General features: G+C 66.6%; 18 protein-coding genes and 3 pseudogenes. 7 read left to right on the top strand and 14 right to left on the bottom strand.

The genetic code is table 11. The annotated features are described in order from the left end of the window. Window positions 1-101: 101 nt before the first annotated feature. From A2790_RS24415 to A2790_RS05410, 3 genes and pseudogenes are all read right to left on the bottom strand, one after another. Window positions 102-413: pseudogene (locus tag A2790_RS24415) on the bottom strand (STN domain-containing protein); the annotation flags it as partial. A gap of 118 nt (window positions 414-531) precedes the next feature. Beyond that, window positions 532-1,518 (bottom strand): FecR domain-containing protein, encoded by a 987-nt coding sequence (locus A2790_RS05415; protein WP_293388485.1) that lies wholly within the window; start codon window positions 1,516-1,518, stop codon window positions 532-534. Window positions 1,519-1,528: 10 nt separating this feature from the next. Next, the gene (locus A2790_RS05410; RefSeq protein ID WP_293388483.1) at window positions 1,529-2,074 is read right to left on the bottom strand and encodes a sigma-70 family RNA polymerase sigma factor; all 546 of its coding nucleotides are present in this window, start codon (window positions 2,072-2,074) and stop codon (window positions 1,529-1,531) included. A 325-nt stretch (window positions 2,075-2,399) separates the two neighbouring features. Between A2790_RS05410 and A2790_RS05405 the strand changes: the two genes are divergently transcribed. Further along, window positions 2,400-2,708 (top strand): DUF1778 domain-containing protein, encoded by a 309-nt coding sequence (locus tag A2790_RS05405; RefSeq protein ID WP_068875108.1) that lies wholly within the window; start codon window positions 2,400-2,402, stop codon window positions 2,706-2,708. Continuing rightward, on the top strand, window positions 2,705-3,247 hold the full coding sequence (locus tag A2790_RS05400) for a GNAT family N-acetyltransferase (RefSeq protein WP_293388480.1): 543 nt from the start codon (window positions 2,705-2,707) through the stop codon (window positions 3,245-3,247). The genes A2790_RS05405 and A2790_RS05400 overlap by 4 nt, the downstream gene beginning before the upstream one ends. A 295-nt stretch (window positions 3,248-3,542) precedes the next feature. Here the strand turns inward: A2790_RS05400 and A2790_RS05395 are convergent, their stop codons facing one another. From A2790_RS05395 to A2790_RS05380, 4 genes are all read right to left on the bottom strand, one after another. Then, complete coding sequence (locus A2790_RS05395) at window positions 3,543-4,451, bottom strand: HEPN domain-containing protein (RefSeq protein WP_293388478.1); 909 nt, start codon at window positions 4,449-4,451, stop codon at window positions 3,543-3,545. Between the two features lie 186 nt (window positions 4,452-4,637). Beyond that, on the bottom strand, window positions 4,638-5,129 hold the full coding sequence (locus tag A2790_RS05390; protein WP_293388475.1) for a hypothetical protein: 492 nt from the start codon (window positions 5,127-5,129) through the stop codon (window positions 4,638-4,640). Window positions 5,130-5,231: 102 nt separating this feature from the next. Beyond that, on the bottom strand, window positions 5,232-5,750 hold the full coding sequence (locus A2790_RS05385) for a hypothetical protein (protein WP_293388472.1): 519 nt from the start codon (window positions 5,748-5,750) through the stop codon (window positions 5,232-5,234). Window positions 5,751-6,031: 281 nt separating this feature from the next. Next, complete coding sequence (locus A2790_RS05380; protein WP_293388469.1) at window positions 6,032-6,277, bottom strand: hypothetical protein; 246 nt, start codon at window positions 6,275-6,277, stop codon at window positions 6,032-6,034. A 134-nt stretch (window positions 6,278-6,411) separates the two neighbouring features. On the opposite strand from A2790_RS05380, the gene A2790_RS05375 reads away from it, so the two are divergent. Together A2790_RS05375 and A2790_RS24410 are read left to right on the top strand one after the other, a co-directional pair. Then, window positions 6,412-6,657, top strand: a complete 246-nt coding sequence (locus A2790_RS05375; protein ID WP_293388466.1) for a hypothetical protein — start codon at window positions 6,412-6,414, stop codon at window positions 6,655-6,657. 444 nt (window positions 6,658-7,101) lie between these two features. Further along, window positions 7,102-7,386, top strand: coding sequence for an excalibur calcium-binding domain-containing protein (locus A2790_RS24410; protein WP_363080454.1), 285 nt, complete (start codon window positions 7,102-7,104; stop codon window positions 7,384-7,386). 437 nt (window positions 7,387-7,823) lie between these two features. Here the strand turns inward: A2790_RS24410 and A2790_RS05370 are convergent, their stop codons facing one another. The 4 genes from A2790_RS05370 to A2790_RS05355 all read right to left on the bottom strand — a co-directional run bounded on the left by A2790_RS05370 (window position 7,824) and on the right by A2790_RS05355 (window position 10,137). Then, window positions 7,824-8,123, bottom strand: coding sequence for a hypothetical protein (locus tag A2790_RS05370; RefSeq protein WP_293388463.1), 300 nt, complete (start codon window positions 8,121-8,123; stop codon window positions 7,824-7,826). A 196-nt stretch (window positions 8,124-8,319) separates the two neighbouring features. Beyond that, window positions 8,320-8,709, bottom strand: a complete 390-nt coding sequence (locus A2790_RS05365; RefSeq protein ID WP_293388460.1) for a hypothetical protein — start codon at window positions 8,707-8,709, stop codon at window positions 8,320-8,322. Window positions 8,710-8,831: 122 nt separating this feature from the next. Further along, complete coding sequence (locus A2790_RS05360) at window positions 8,832-9,731, bottom strand: PEPxxWA-CTERM sorting domain-containing protein (RefSeq protein WP_293388457.1); 900 nt, start codon at window positions 9,729-9,731, stop codon at window positions 8,832-8,834. Between the two features lie 232 nt (window positions 9,732-9,963). Further along, entirely contained in the window at window positions 9,964-10,137 is a 174-nt protein-coding gene (locus A2790_RS05355; RefSeq protein ID WP_293388454.1) for a hypothetical protein, read from the bottom strand. Window positions 10,138-10,515: 378 nt separating this feature from the next. On the opposite strand from A2790_RS05355, the pseudogene A2790_RS05350 reads away from it, so the two are divergent. Beyond that, window positions 10,516-10,851, top strand: a pseudogene (locus tag A2790_RS05350) (hypothetical protein); the annotation flags it as partial. A 100-nt stretch (window positions 10,852-10,951) separates the two neighbouring features. After that, window positions 10,952-11,056, top strand: a pseudogene (locus A2790_RS05345) (efflux RND transporter permease subunit); the annotation flags it as partial. Between the two features lie 155 nt (window positions 11,057-11,211). Here A2790_RS05345 and A2790_RS05340 read toward each other — a convergent pair. After that, a complete protein-coding gene (locus tag A2790_RS05340; RefSeq protein WP_293388451.1) occupies window positions 11,212-11,985 on the bottom strand; it encodes a PEPxxWA-CTERM sorting domain-containing protein in 774 nt (257 codons plus the stop codon). A 129-nt stretch (window positions 11,986-12,114) separates the two neighbouring features. Then, window positions 12,115-13,218, bottom strand: a complete 1,104-nt coding sequence (locus tag A2790_RS05335; RefSeq protein WP_293388448.1) for a LuxR C-terminal-related transcriptional regulator — start codon at window positions 13,216-13,218, stop codon at window positions 12,115-12,117. Between the two features lie 591 nt (window positions 13,219-13,809). On the opposite strand from A2790_RS05335, the gene A2790_RS05330 reads away from it, so the two are divergent. Then, the gene (locus A2790_RS05330; protein ID WP_293388444.1) at window positions 13,810-14,001 is read left to right on the top strand and encodes a hypothetical protein; all 192 of its coding nucleotides are present in this window, start codon (window positions 13,810-13,812) and stop codon (window positions 13,999-14,001) included. Window positions 14,002-14,011: 10 nt separating this feature from the next. Here A2790_RS05330 and A2790_RS05325 read toward each other — a convergent pair whose 3' ends face one another. Beyond that, on the bottom strand, window positions 14,012-14,236 hold the full coding sequence (locus A2790_RS05325) for a hypothetical protein (protein ID WP_293388441.1): 225 nt from the start codon (window positions 14,234-14,236) through the stop codon (window positions 14,012-14,014). Between the last annotated feature and the right edge of the window lie 120 nt (window positions 14,237-14,356).

The following is a 14,356-nucleotide window of genomic DNA, read 5'->3' as shown; positions in this document are numbered from 1 at the left end:
AAAGGTGCATCAGTGTCGTTTGAGGCCCCGGCGATTTGGAAAGGGCGGCTCGCCGCCGATCCGGCGATGGGCGGGCCGCTGGCGGCGGCGCTTTGCAGCACAAGCACATTGGGGCCCGTCCGCCTGGCGACGATCCCACTGCCGGCGAGCAGGCGGCTGAGCGCCTCGTCGGGCGTATACGATCCCTTGAGGGCGAGCGCCTTGCGGTTGGCCACGAGATCCGCCGTGTACAGGACCTGCTGGCGAGTCTGCGTTGCGAGAGACGTGAGCGCCGAATCCAGGGTGCCGGCCGCCACATCTACCGGAACTGCGTCTGGCGCCGCTGCGGCGGGCAGTGCGGCTATGGTGACAAGAACCCAAACGGAGCTGGCCAGGAGACGGCGTCTCAGACTGGCGCGGGCGGCTCGATACATTCTACTCCCCCGACGCCGCCTTTCGGCCTGCCGGGGTGGCGGGCGCTTCATTGTCGACCAGCGTCACAAGGGTGACGCGTCAGTCGGCGGATTTGCGAACCGGGGAGATGCAAAAAGTTCAGTCCGCGGATGCAGGGACGCGGCTTCGCAACACGTAGCCGTCCGATGTCGTCACCGCCTCGAGTCCGAACAACTCGGTGACAGCAGACAGAAAGGCCTGGGTGTTGCCCGTCTCGAACATCCCGTTGACGCGGATGTCGACCAAGTGGTCTGCGTCCAGCACGATCTTGGTCCGGCTGTAGCGGTTCATCTCAGCGACCGCAGCAGCGAGGGGCGTCTCATGGAAACGGATATGTCCCGTGGTCCAACTGCTGGCTGCGGTCGCGTCCATTACCCGTGGCGGGGCCACCGTCCCATTGACGGTGATCTGCTGGTTGGGCTTGAGCGTCCAGGTGTCGTGGCGGCTCGAGCGCGTCACCTGAACGCGACCTTCCAGCAGGGTCACCTGCGTCCCGGCGTGGAGCCGACGAACGTCGAACTTCGTGCCCAGCGCTCGCACGCGCGTCGCGCCAGCCTCGACGACGAACGGTCGCCCCGGATCGTGGGCCACCTCGAAGAACCCTTCGCCACGCAGAAGCCGCACAGTGCGTTGCGTCCGGCCGAAATGGATCGCGACCTTGCTGTCGGTGTTCAGTCGCAAGACTGAGCCGTCGTCGAGGCGGACGATCTGTTGGGCGCCGACGTCGGTTTCATAGGTCTGAGGGCGGAACTGGGCGACGAGGAGGACGAGCAATCCACCCAGGGCGAGGGTTGCGAGGCTCAGGGGCAGAAGCGGACGGCGAAGAAGCCGGCGCAATTTCGTCGGAAGGGTCTCCCTGCGTAACGCCGCTTCGGTCAGGGCGACCAACTCGGGGTCGTTGCGCACGCGATCCGCTTGGCGCCATCGCGCCACAACTTCGGCGTAAGCCTCCGCGTTCACAGGCATTTCGCGCCACGCAAAGAATTCCTCGATCGTCGCCTCGCTGACGCTCGACTGCTTAAGTCGGGTGAACCAGGCGGCGGCCTCTTCGAGGACGCGACGGTCTTCTCCCTGCTGGGTGCCCATCGTTCGAAGCCTAATCCCGAAGTTGAGCCACGAAGAGCGTAATGGCCTTCTGCAACCTTTTGTCGATAGTGCGCACCGACAAACCGCAGCGTTGCGCGATCTCGCGGTTCGTCAAGCCCCCGATCTTGCTCAGGAGGAAGGTGTCGCGTAGCGCCGGAGGCAAGGCCAAGACCGCTTGCCGGACCAGAAGATCGTCTTCCGCGGTATGTCGGCACGCATCCTCCGGGAAAGGCGGTCCGATCGCCGCCGCGTGGTCCACGCGCACTCGCCGCCGCCGGAATGTGTCGCGCGCGAGGTTGGCGGCCACCGTCATCAGCAGACCACGGATGTTCTCGACGGGCTCCGTCGCGGGCCGCTCCACGACGCGCAAGTAGGTCTCGTGCGTGATGTCGTCGGCAAGATCCGATCCAAAGCGGCGTCCGATGGTGGCGCGGAGCCATACGAGGTGGGCGCGCCATGACGGGTCGCACACGCTGATCGCGGTCGACACGCCAGCCGGCAGGCGATCACACGCCGCTCGGACGCGAGCCGAGCCGCTCGATTGGGGGCGGGACATGAAGTCCTCACACAAGCACCGCGCGTCGTGGCGACCGGGCGTCTTAAACGCGAAGGATCAGTGTCCCCGCGCCCCGCGCTTTCCCGCGCCGGAGGCGCGATCTTCTATGGCGCGGGCGCCCAGCGGCGGCGAATCGGCCGTCGCGGTGGCGCGAGCGATCCACCGCCCGCGCCGGCCACAAGACTGTCACAGGCGGGGGCGGCCGGCTAGAGTCCCATTGGCCCGTCGCCCCGCGGCGGTTCATCCCGATTGCAGCCGCTGCAGGAATGTCTTGATTTGTACGCCGTTGTGGCGTACAAACTCAAATAAGTTTGAGGAGCCTGCTATGCTCACATTCCGCGACCAGGTGAGCGAAGTGGACGAACGAAGCACGGAGCGGATGAACTTCCGCACCAAGCCTCGGATCAAGGAGGCGATCCAGCGCGCCGCCGCGCTGTCGGGCGTCGACGACTCCGTCTTCACGATGAACGCGGCCTACAACTCCGCCATCGAGACGATCGCCGCGCATGAGCGCACCGTGCTCCAGCCGGTCGATCACGCGGCCTTCTTCGCTGCGCTGGACAATCCCGCCCCGCCCACGGACAAGCTGCGGGCAGCCTTCGGTCGTCACAAGGCGACGATCGCCAGCCGGTGACGGCATCCGGCGCTGACCACCCCATCATCGAGCCGCTCGATCCTGCCAAACACGATCGGGCGGCTTTTTCCTGCGGCGTGGGGCAGGTCGATAACTTCTTCCGAAAGACCGCCAACAAACTCGCGATAGCCGACAACCTCCGGGTCTTCGCAATGGTCGCACCGGCCGGTGAGCTGATCGGCTTCTACGCCCTCAACGCTCACGCGCTCGAGTACAGCGACCTCCCGGCCCGGTTCGCGCGCACCCGGCCCCGTCACGGTCAGATCCCTGCCGCCTACATTTCCATGATCGGCGTCGACACACGCTTCGCCGGCAAGGGTTATGGCGGCGATCTTCTGGTGGACGCCCTGACCCGGATCGCGCGGGCGGCTGACGATGTCGGCATCGCGGTCGTCATGCTCGATGTTCTCGACTGTGGAGACGCCGCCCTCGTGCAACGAAGGTTCAAGCTCTACACCGGCTACGGGTTTGCGCCGCTGCCCTCCCAGCCCCTGCGCCTGTTCCTGCCTCTTGCCACGGTGCGAGACCTCCTCGGCTGATCTAGGCCGGGCCGTTCGGCGGGACCACGTCGCAACGAGGTCGATGGAACCTGAGCCGTCCCCTGTGACCTCTACCGCGGACAGGAATTGTGTCCCCCAGCCGGCGCATCCGACGCCGAGGCGCCGCCGAAGGCGCTCGAGTTCCCGCATGTGCACATGAGCGCCGCGAGCGCCGACGTGTGGGGAGCGCCAATTCCATACGCGAGCGCGCCTTCATCCCCGACCTGAGGGCGGTCCTCAGCAACTGAGCGTGTCACGCAGGCGCTACTACGCGGCCCGACGCCCATCGCTCGTGTCAGGCCTTCGGCGCGATCATGGCCAGGTAGGCCCGACAGCTCGCCTCCACCCGCTGCTGCAGATCGGTCACCCGCTCCACCAGCCACGCCAGCTGCTCGTTCGTGATCTCGTATTGATCTGAGAAGCGCGCCTCGACATAGGCGCGCCGCAAGAGCTCCCAGCAGCGCTTCTCGAACCGATTGGCGCGCGGCCAGGTCGGGATCAGTTCGGGCGCGACACGCTCGGCCTGGCCACGCAGGAAGTTCAGATTATGCGACTTCGTTGAGTAGAGCGTCTGGCTCAGCAGCGTACAATGATACAAGCGCTCGGCAGCCTGATGCAGCAGAAACGCCGCGTCATCTAACTCGTCCTCTTGGAGCGCAAACCTTGCGATTTTCAATGCGCTCGCGCTCCTGCGCGACCACTTAGTGAAATTCGCCTTCGCTTCACGATAAGCTTCTTCGGGCGAAAGCTTGGCCGGACGCGCGAATGGGTGGTCCGGCGTCTCATAGAGCATCACACCCTCCTCGACCGTCCCGGTGAAGAACGGCCGGCCGAGGGTGAGCTGGCGGTTCACGTCGGCCAACGAGTGGACGATGAAGTGCGCCGGCGCTGACAGCATATGCGCGATGTCGAAGGCCTGCTCGAGGTGGGCCTCGGCGTCCATCCAGTATTCGGTGACCTCGGTGAAGTCGTCGTGGTTCACGACGATCAGGAGGTCATAGTCGGACTTGTAGCCGCCGATTGGGTCATCGACCCAGTCGCCACGGGCGTAGCTGCCAAACAAGACCACCTTGAGGATTCGCCCCTGTCCGCGCGGCGACGCCTTGCGCTTCGTGGCTTCCTCGAACTCGCGGAACAGCACCTCGAGCACCCACTGGAGCTCGCGCCGCTTGCCTTCCGGAAGATGATCGACGGTGGTCTTCATGCCTTAGGGGACGTGGCGCGAATTGATTCGCTAAGTCTAGCCGAACTCAACCTGCGCGGGCCCCTTTGACGACGCCAAGCCGCGAACGGTGGCTGCACGCCTCAACCACGTCCCCGAAGGTCGTGCTCTGCGACCTCGTCGGGCGCCACAGTTCCCGCGCCCGGCTGATGAGCGCCGCGGCTTGGCTCAGTGATGGGCGGCGTAGTTCAGATCCGGCAGGCCCAATTCCCGGCGCCAACCATCCACGGCCTCTTCGAGGACCCACATGGCGCTGCGCCACCGCAGCGGCTCGTCCTGCCAGCGCCGCACACAAAGTGTGATCATCGGGACCTGGCTACCCAGTTCGTCCCAGTCGATGGTGTCGATATCGTCCTCGGGACTGAGGCCTTCCACATGCAGGTCGGGATGGCTGCGCGCGTTGAGCACGAGGTGTTTGGCGCCGTTGGCGACTTCGCGGACGGCCTCGCCATAGGGGATCCTCGGCCAATAGGTCTTCAGCCCGCGTTCGGTCCTTACCCAGTCCCGGACGCTGGTTAGCAGGACGAAGGTAGACAACACCGTGAAGCGGTCGTCTGGCGTGAGGCGGACACGCGCAAGGCCCTCTTCGGCTAGGCCGAGCAGGGTGGTGGCCTGCCCCACCAGCAGGCGGATGCGTTCCCGGGCGTCGACCGACTCCATCGGCGTAGGCTACCCGATGGCGTCGCCGACGCCAGCGCCGGCAGCGCGCGAGACGCCTAGGTGCGGTCGTAGACCAAGAAGGCGGCATGCGGCGCCAGCTGCTTAAGCCGGTCCATATCGGCGAGGGTGCGCGTCAGCAGCACGCAGCCGGACTCCGCCGCATGGAGCAGGAGTAAGGCGTCGTTCAGCAGTCCCACGCCATGGGCAAGGCCGGCCGGCCGGCCGCGCGGCGAGGCCGGCCAGAATGCCCGCCTCGCCGAAGGCGCGTACGCCCGGCGCGCTCAGGCGCTGCGCCGGGACGTCCTCGATGACGCCAGCCAGCTCCCGCAGGGTCGCCCGCGTCGCCGGATACGCCGGTTCGAGCCGGCCGAACAGGTGGGTCAGTTCGGAGAGGGCCACCGTGGAATGGTTGAGGATCCGCTGTGTGAGGAGTTCATCCACAGCGGGCGGGGTGCGTCCCTGCAGGACGTCGATATAGACACACGTATCGAGCAGGAGCTCGAGGCGGGGTCCGACGAGCGTCGTCACCACGGGCAGCGCGCTGTCGGCCCGCCGGACGAGCGCCGCTGTGGGGCGTTGCGGCTTCAAGCGCCGCAGCGACCCCGACAGATCAAAGCTCAATATCCAGACCGCGCAGCGTGCGGCCCTTGCGCGCCACGAGCGCAGCTCCGAAGTCGTCCCCCAGCGCTACCTTGGCGAGGGCGTACTCCAGGATTTCTGTGGTCGAGGTCAGCCCGTCGACCGTTCAACAAATGGCGAGAATGTCAAACGCGCGCCATCCGCCCCCGACGTGGGGACGGGCGGGCGCAATAGCGGCGTTGAGGTGCGTCGGCCGACGCGGTGGATCAAGTCGACGGTCCGCGCGTCCAGCATCGTCCGCCTGCCGGACTGTGGGGTCTCGGTCATGAGGTTTTCGCCAGGGCGGCCAGCAAGGCGCGGAGTTGCGGCTCCACGGCGGTCACCGACGGGCCGCCGCGAAGCCACGCGTCAGCCGCCTCAATCTGCCGGCGCCCCGCGGCGCTCCAGTCGTCGGCCTGGCGCAGGGTGGACAGCACCGCCTGCGCCCGCCGCCGGGCGTCGGGTGCGGCGCCGAACCCCCGCAGAAGCTTGCGGGCGTCGGCGAGGGCCTGGTCTCGGCTGCCGGTCATCGGAGACTCACGGATCGGGGTTGGGGAGCGGGCCATGACGCCCGGATGCGGTCTGGCCGGTCGGGCGCGCAGACACAAGCGTTGCCGACCGCCGCGCCGCCTGCAAGATGCTCCGCTCGCCATTCGAGGGATCAATGGGAAAATACGATCCGCTGGAGCACCACCTGCGCCGCCAGAGCACGGCGACCTATGAGATGAGCTTCCGCGACATCGAACGCGTGCTCGGAGCCTTGCTGCCCAAGAGCTCTCGCCGCCCTGAATGGTGGGCCAACGAAGCCGCCGCGACTCGGCATGTGCAGTGCAAGGCCTGGCTGCGTGCCGGCTATCGGGCGGTCGCCTCCCCCGCCGCCGAGCGCGTCCGGTTCGAGCGGCGGCCATAGATCTGCGTGACGCCTTCGAGACGCCGACCCACCGCGACACCGCACCCCTTCCGGCCGAAACTCTGTCAGGCACGCGACGCCCGATGCCTTGGTCGCTTGGTCCAAGCGCGACGTCTTCTTGTGTAACCTTGGCCCGGATTAAGATTCGGCCCTTTTTTGGTCTCGGATGCGCCACAAGCCGTCCTTGGCTTCGATCCGAAAAGCGGAAACTTGGATCGCCGAGCTTAACCCTCTCCCTTCAAACACTTCTAGCTGCCGCACGCGCAACCTCAGCGCGTCACGCGACAACCCACACCTCTTCGCGGCCTCGAAGGACCGGGCAGCGCCGAGCGTGTACGCCGCATTCAACGTCGCTTCCAGCGAGCGCGTACGCATCGCGGCTCGGGCCTACTGACTTCTGTCGGAAGGCGCCTGCTCTTGGTCTACTGGGCGTCCTGCCTCACGGTGATCGCGCTCGGCTTGGACAGCCTGTATCCTGATCTCCGCCCTGCCTTCGCCGCCCTCCTCGCAGTCACTTCTAAAGAACCGATCTCGTCGGCTTCCGGCGCCTCCGCATTGGTCCCGTCTACGCTGCCACTCCAGCCTGCGCAGTCCACCGGCCCTGCAAACCGGTTTCCCAGTTGCGCCGCCGCCCATGCAGCCGGCGTCTACGACATCCCGATCGGCTCTCCTGCCTACTCGCCGCGACAAGACGGGGATGGCGATGGACTTGCCTGCGAGCCCTACTGACCCGCTACCACGACTTGCAGCGGTAGGACGCAGTCGTCGCATCCGCGCCACGAAGAGACGTTGGCACCCTCCCAGGCTTTAGACGTTCGCGTGGGGATAGGTATCGTGTCCCCGTAACCTCCCACGCCGGCAGCCGTACCGGGTCCAAGGGGGTTGGGACCGCCGCAGGCCATAATGCCTTGATCGCGGCTACCGGGTCCCGACCAGTTGCACGCATCCGAAGTGCAGGGTCGAAAACGGGATCTGGCAGTCGCGGCTTCAACCGGCTCTCTGCATCAACTCCAGTTCGCCCTTCGCACTCGTTGCCAGCCTGCGGCTCGTTCAGCCGCGAGCGGCCCGCGGTAGCGCTCGCTTGTGATCATCATCGCCCAGACGGCTCGGGCGATCGTTTGACACGTCGGACGTTTCAGGTCCCGCGAACTCCGCGTTATTGCCGGCTAACGCAACGGTTCGCACGACCCGCTGTAGGTCTTCATATAGCCGCCTTCGCCGGCGCCGACCCGCCACCGGTAGGTCATGTTAAGCGTCCCGCGTTGCCGCTCGATGATGACCCTGCCGACGGCTGCCTCGCCAAACCTGGCTTCCTGGTAGCCGCCGCACCCGTCATAGGCGAGGCAGAAGTCGATGCAATCTTCAGAGACGTTGGCCGGCATCAGCACCGCGATCTTGGTCTCCCTGAGTTCGTTGTCCTTCGCCCACCCCTTCACGAGGATCACCTCCTTCTCCGGCATCAGCACGAGAATCTCCCACCGGCCAAGCGGACCCGATTCACGGTCGCCTAGCGTCGAGATCGATCGCCAGGAGACATCGCAGGCCAGTGCAATCGTCTCGTCTGCCCTCGCGACCGCAGGAGTCCCCAGGACAGCGAGGGCGAAGGCCACCGTTGCGCGGCGCGAGTAGGCCCCGGTTAGATTGCGACAGCGACCGTCCGCGCTATTCATCTTCGATCGCGATCTCGGCGAAGGGACGTACGGAAGTCGCCTTGAATCCACGGCACGCAGGCTCGGACGGGAATTCGTAGCTTCCACCCCCTCGCACCCCCGCGCGCTCGCCCAGCGCTTCTGTCGATCCAACCTTGGTGCTTCCGCGATAGCACCCGTAAGACTTGTTCTCGCCCGCGCCCACAGAACACGAGATGCGACGGCTGCTGACGTTGACGCATCTCCATGCGACGCGGAACCCGTCCCCGTCCGGCTTGATCCTGTAGTCGATGTTGACGCTGTCTACGGTGCGGAACCGTTCCCAGTTCGACCATTCCTGGGCCGCGGCCTGCGCGGCCACGCACGTTGCGAGCAGGAAAAGGCCGGCAGCAATCTTCTTCATGAAAGCCTCCATGCAGTGGTTTTCGGTGACAGTGCACTCAATCGAGACGTGTGGCTTGCAGGAGCAGCGCCCCCCATTGAGTGCACTGTCACCGAAAATCCGTTGTTGATAGACGACGGGTCCTAGGCCGAAACCGTCCGCCGCCGCGCCCTCAGCGCCGCGCCCGCGGCGCCGAAGCCCAGGATCATCAGCGCCCAAGTCCCCGGCTCTGGGACCGCGGCGATCCCGTAGCTGCCGTCGCCACGGTCCACGAGCCGGCCGCTGTCGCTGGTCAAGCCCGCTGGCGCACCGGCGTCGGTCAGCGCGGTGATGCCGACCAGCTTCGCCGTGTGGCTAAAGTCGATGGTTCCCGCCACCAGGTCTTCCACCATTAGCGCCCCGAGGACGAAGAACCGGTCGCCTGGGTTGACGGTGAAGCTGAGGGTGACGGCAGTCGGCGGATAAACGGCTGCCGGACAGCTACCACCCTCGAAGGTTGTGATCGGGCAGAGGGTGGCCGATCCAAGAACGAGCGGGGAGTCCGGGGTGGGCCCGTCGACCGGCACGCCGAGAACGCTTACGTCCTCGTAGGAGAGGACCCCATTCTCCTCATCCTCAGTCTCGAAAGCGCTCACTGGCCCTTTGACAGCTTTCAGGAAGAAGTTGAACGGGGGCGGCTCGCCTTCGCCCACGAGGGGCCCGGCGACGCCATCGACGCTGACCGTGAACGTCAGGTTCACCGGCCCGGCGGCAGTGTCGCTGACAGCGAAATTCTCGCCCCAGATCGAGGCGACATAGGTGTTGTAATCGTCATTCGGCCGGCCTCTGGCGTCGATGTAAAGCCGGTTGAGGCCGAAGTCGGTCTGGGCCCAGGCAGTGGTATGACTGTCGCTACCCGAAGCCTTGCCCCCCGCGGTCAGGCTCTGAGCGGTGACCTCGCCCGCCTGCAGGTCGGAGATCGTGAAGGTCGTCGCCGACGCCGAACAGGCGAGCAGCGCGGCGCCCGCAAGCGCCCCAGCGCCTGCGATGAATTTGGAACGCATGAAGTCCCCCAACAAAACCCCAGGACCCCTTCCGGTCCCATCCGACGGCCGTGCCGTTCATCTCCGAATAATCACGTCGCGCCCCCGTCCTCGCCTACCATCTGGTAGTAGCGAGCCGCGCCTCGCTCAGCCCAGCGCCTTGATCGCAAGCGCCAGTTCGGCTTCGCGACCGACGCTGGCCTCCTGCAGGATCGCCTTGATGTGCTGGCGCACAGATCCGGGGACACAACGCTTAACTCTCAGCCTTTGCCTCCGGCCCGGCCTTCGGGCGCGCCAGCCCGCGGCCCAGGCGGCGTTCCAGCTCGCTCACGAACTCAGCGGAGCCCAGCGGTCGGCCCGTGCGCTTGCCGGCGCGGATCGCGCGGTGCTCGGCCTCGCAGAGACCGCGGCCAGGAACGCCGCCCATCGCCTGCACGATCCAGCAGCGGCGCCACGCGCGCCGTCGTCGCGCCCGCACCGGGTTCAACTCCACATACGGCGCGCAAGCCAGCAGACGCCCCTCGTCCATCGGGACCGAGGCGAACCGCCCCTGCCAGAGGTAGTCGCGCCGGCCCTAGCGGAAGTTCACCCGCCGGGAATAGCGCCGATGCGCCCACCCCAGCGCCGCGCGCAGCCCGCCCTCGTCCGAGGGCGCCAGGATCAGGTGGACGTGGTTGGGCATCAGGCAGTAGCCCACACCTCGTCACCCGCCGCGCGGCAGCCCTCGGCCAGCAGGTCACGATAGGCCGTGTAGTGGTCATCGCCGACGAAGGTCTGCTGGCGGCGGCCGCCGCGCCTGGGTCACATGATTCGGAACCCCGGCCGCCATCACTGGGCAGCGGCGTCGGCAGGTGTCAATTCGGTAGTGTGTCCCCGGAACTCCGAGTGTGTCCCCGGAACTCCGGTCGGTCTCGACCGTACGCGACGACAGTGGGCCCTATCGCGTGGTGCGCTACAACCTGTTCCCGGCGGCCGAGCTGCGCGGCGACACCAAGCCTGGCTATTCGTCGGGCGAGGCGAGTCGCTGGCGGCGGTGGAGAAGCTGGCCAACGACCACCTGCCGGAAGGCTTCGGCCACGAATGGACCGAACCGGCCTACCAGGAGAAGATCTCCAGCCGAACCGGCCCGATCGCCTTCGGCCTGACGGTGGAGTTCGTCTTCCTGCTGCTGGTGGCCCAGTACGAGAGCGTGACCCTGCCGAAGGGCGAGGACCGGGGGCCGCAGCCGCTGGGACGCGGCGGTGGAGGCGGCGCACACGCACCTGCGGCCAATCCTGATGACCTCGTTCGCCTTCATCGTGGGCGTGCTGCCCCTGGTGATCGCGAGCGGTCCGGGCGCCGAGATGCGCCAGGCGCTTGGGACGGCCGTGTTCTTCGGGATGGTGGGCGCGACCGTCTTCGGCCTGTCACGCCGGTCTTCTACCTGCTCTGCCGCCACATCTCGGACCGGATGCCGAAGCCGCGGCATTCGCCGCAGCTGGAGGCGCCGGCGGAGTGGGGATCAGCTCATGGCGGCGGCGCGTCTGCGGCGCAGCGCGGCGCCGGCCCCGCCGAAGCCCAGGATCATGAGCGCCCAGGCGCCGGGCTCGGGCGCGGCAGTCGCCGGGATCAGTTCGCGCTCGAACGTGAGGCTGGCGCCTCGCAGCCGGAACTGGCCGAGCGTCGCCGTGACGGTGAAGTCGAGCTGGCCGTCTTCGTTCAAGCCAAGGAGGTCCGCGTTCGTGACCGTCGACGAGAAGTTCATCGCGCCGTAGATGGCCGATTCGTATCGGTATTCACGGACTCGATAGAGGTTGTTGGGAAAGGAAAAGTCGGAAAAGTATTCCACGAGATTCAGCTGGCTGATCTTCTGTTGTGAGGCCGCGGTGCTCCCAAGCGCGGCCGAAGTTTCGATCTCCATGGTGTCCGCGATATCGTCGCGCCAGACATAATTGGGGTCGGTTCGCGTTCGTACGTAGTAGCTCGTACCGTTTATGACTTCGTGGCCTTCGCTGTAGTATATCGCGTTGGATGACCGATTGTAATTGAAGTATTGATCGGAATATCCGGCAATCGAGAGGGTGGCAGATGTGATGCGGTACTCGTTCCCCGAGGCGTCGGAGAGGTACGAGCTGAGATTGAAGGTGTCGGAGCGCGCGCTGGTCACATGTTCGCCAAAGGCGGACTCATACAGTTGTGCATTGTAGAACTTGTTGAGCGTGACCGCGGCCTGGGCCGCCGACGAAAACAGACCGGCGAACGCCAATGCGGCGCCCGCGATGACTTTGAGCGACATGAAATTCCCTAGCGACATCCTGAGATCGCCCCCTGCGACCCCTGCGGCGACCCGCGCCGTTCACCGTTGAGTAACCACGCATCGAGCGTCGCCTCGCCTACCATCTGGTAGTGGCGGCCGGCGCCTCGCTCAGCCCAGGGCCTTGATCGCCAGCACCAGCTCGGCCTCGCGACTGACGCCGGCCTTCTGCAGGATCGCCTTGATGTGCTGGCGCACGGTGGCCAGCGAGACGCGCCGGGCGGCGGCGATCGCCTCGCGGCTGCGGCCGGCGGCGAGGTCGAGGGCGATGGCCGCCTCGGTGGGGGTGAAGTCATACGCCTCCAGCAGCACGTGCATCGGCACCGCCCGCGTCGAGGCGCTGCGCACAACCACCAACACCTTGGGCGCGATGGCGAGGCCCCAGTCGGTGGCCGGCAGCGGATCGACCTGCACTACCAGCCGCTCGGCGCCCTGGCCCAGCACGAGGATCGACTGCGCCACTTGCCCGGCGCGGCGATCTGGCGCCGCCGCGCGCTGGAGCGCGAGCTGGAGGGCCCGATCATCGGCATCGCGCCGGGCGCGCAGCCGTCCGCCGCGCAGGCCCAGGGCGCATCCGGCCGCCACCACGGCCTCGGCCTTGCCGGTCATCAGCCGTACCCCGGCGGCGGCGTCGCAGACGAAGGCGGCTATCTCGGCCGACTCCAGGGCGCCCGCGAGCAGCCGCTCGCCGTGGCTCTCCAGACTCATCTGGGTGCGTACGGCGGCGCGCACGTGCGGCGCCATCAGCGCATAGGCCCGCTTTTGCTCGTCGGTGATGTTGCCCTGCCGGCGGCTGCGCCCGACGCTCAGACCGACCGTCAAGTTCTCGTTGTGGATCAACGGGCTGAGGCAGATGAACGGAACATCGTGGCGGCGGATCCAGTCGCCGTACGCGGTGAAGCGGCGGCCGTCCGCTTCAGTGGTGAAAGCGCTCTCGTCCAGGATCGTCAACTCAGGCGCCCGTCCGCCGACGCGCACCCGCGAGTTGACCCGGATGTCGCCTCCATTCGCCGCCAAGAACTCGGCAGGCGCCTCCGGTGCGAGGCCCGTAAACAGGTTGAACGGGACCGCCGCGTCCGAGCCGAGTCCGATCAGTTCGCCGGTTTTGGAGCCGGTAGCTGAAGCAAGCCCCTCAAGGGCCGTTATCCAGGAGCCGGCGCCCAGTGCGGCGGACTCGAAACTCACGATCACCGCGGCAAGCGCTGTGTCACCCACATGCAAATTCGGCGCGCCCCCGACCCACTGAACAAAGCTACGCTACTAGCATGGCGACCCGACGGCGCAATCGCCCGCACCGCAGAGCTGCGGACTAGGAGTTCTAGTTGCGGCCACTTTCGCCGTTATGTCGCGCTCTCTGCGCGAAAAACGCATAGAAACGTTTACAGCATCACGGAGGCCGGGGCCCGACGTCGTCGCGAACGGCAGTGGTAGCCTCGATCTTACGCGGCTGGCTCCTTGCGGTTTTTCACAAACCTTGACTGTTGGCGTCAGGCCGGGCGGCAACTATCCGGATCTAGGTACGGGATTTGCCCGCCTAGGACAGGCGCCGAAGCTTCTGCCATCGAGCGAGAAGCTGACCTTCCGAAGGTCGCCATGGAGTCAAATCCGGTCCAAGGGCTAAGCACGGCCAGCAGGTCGACGCGGACCGAAGCCTGGGTTGGTGTTGGCGTCCGCCAGCCGGACCTGAATGCACAGCTTTGCTGTGGCCTATCCGGATCTCGAACTTATCCCGCAGGCTGCTGTACAGTTGGTGGGGACCATCCCCGGGGTGTTCCGTCCTCGAGGACTAATCATCTAGGCGAAGTCATGCCCATCCCGCAGCCCATCGACCCGCGCCTGCTGGCGGCCGAGATCGAGGCCACGGTGTCGGAGTTCAACCGCCTGGTGGCGCTCGCCACCGAGCATCAGATCGCCGTGATCGGCGAGCTGCGGACCCAACGCCACGGCGACCATCCGGACCGGCCGGTGCTGGCGGTGCAGGTCGTGGCCCCACTCTGAGGCGGCGTTCTCAGTGGACCTTCAAGGTCTTTGCGGGGCCGAGCCGCCGCAGCAGGTCCTGGCGCAGGACCTCCACCTCCGCCTCCAGCCGCGCCATCGTCTCGGCATCGGCGGTGCGCGCCGTCGTCAGGAGTTTCAGGCAGCGGTCAACGATCGCGCGCGCCTCGGGCGCGGACCGGACCTGCAAGCGAAGGTCGACGAAATAGAGCAGCGCCTGATCGAGCGAAGTCGCCATCGGGCCTTCATGAAACGCCGATCCCGAAACGACAAGCCCAGGGCGTCCAGGCCGGGCGACGCACCGGGCGCGGAGGCCCGGATGATCTTCGAGGGGGATGGAGGGAGGGCTCCGTGAGCT

This window comes from Phenylobacterium sp. RIFCSPHIGHO2_01_FULL_69_31 (genome assembly GCF_001824475.1).
In the GTDB taxonomy this organism is placed as follows: Bacteria; Pseudomonadota; Alphaproteobacteria; order Caulobacterales; family Caulobacteraceae; genus Phenylobacterium.
This window is presented reverse-complemented; position numbering and strand designations above follow the sequence as displayed.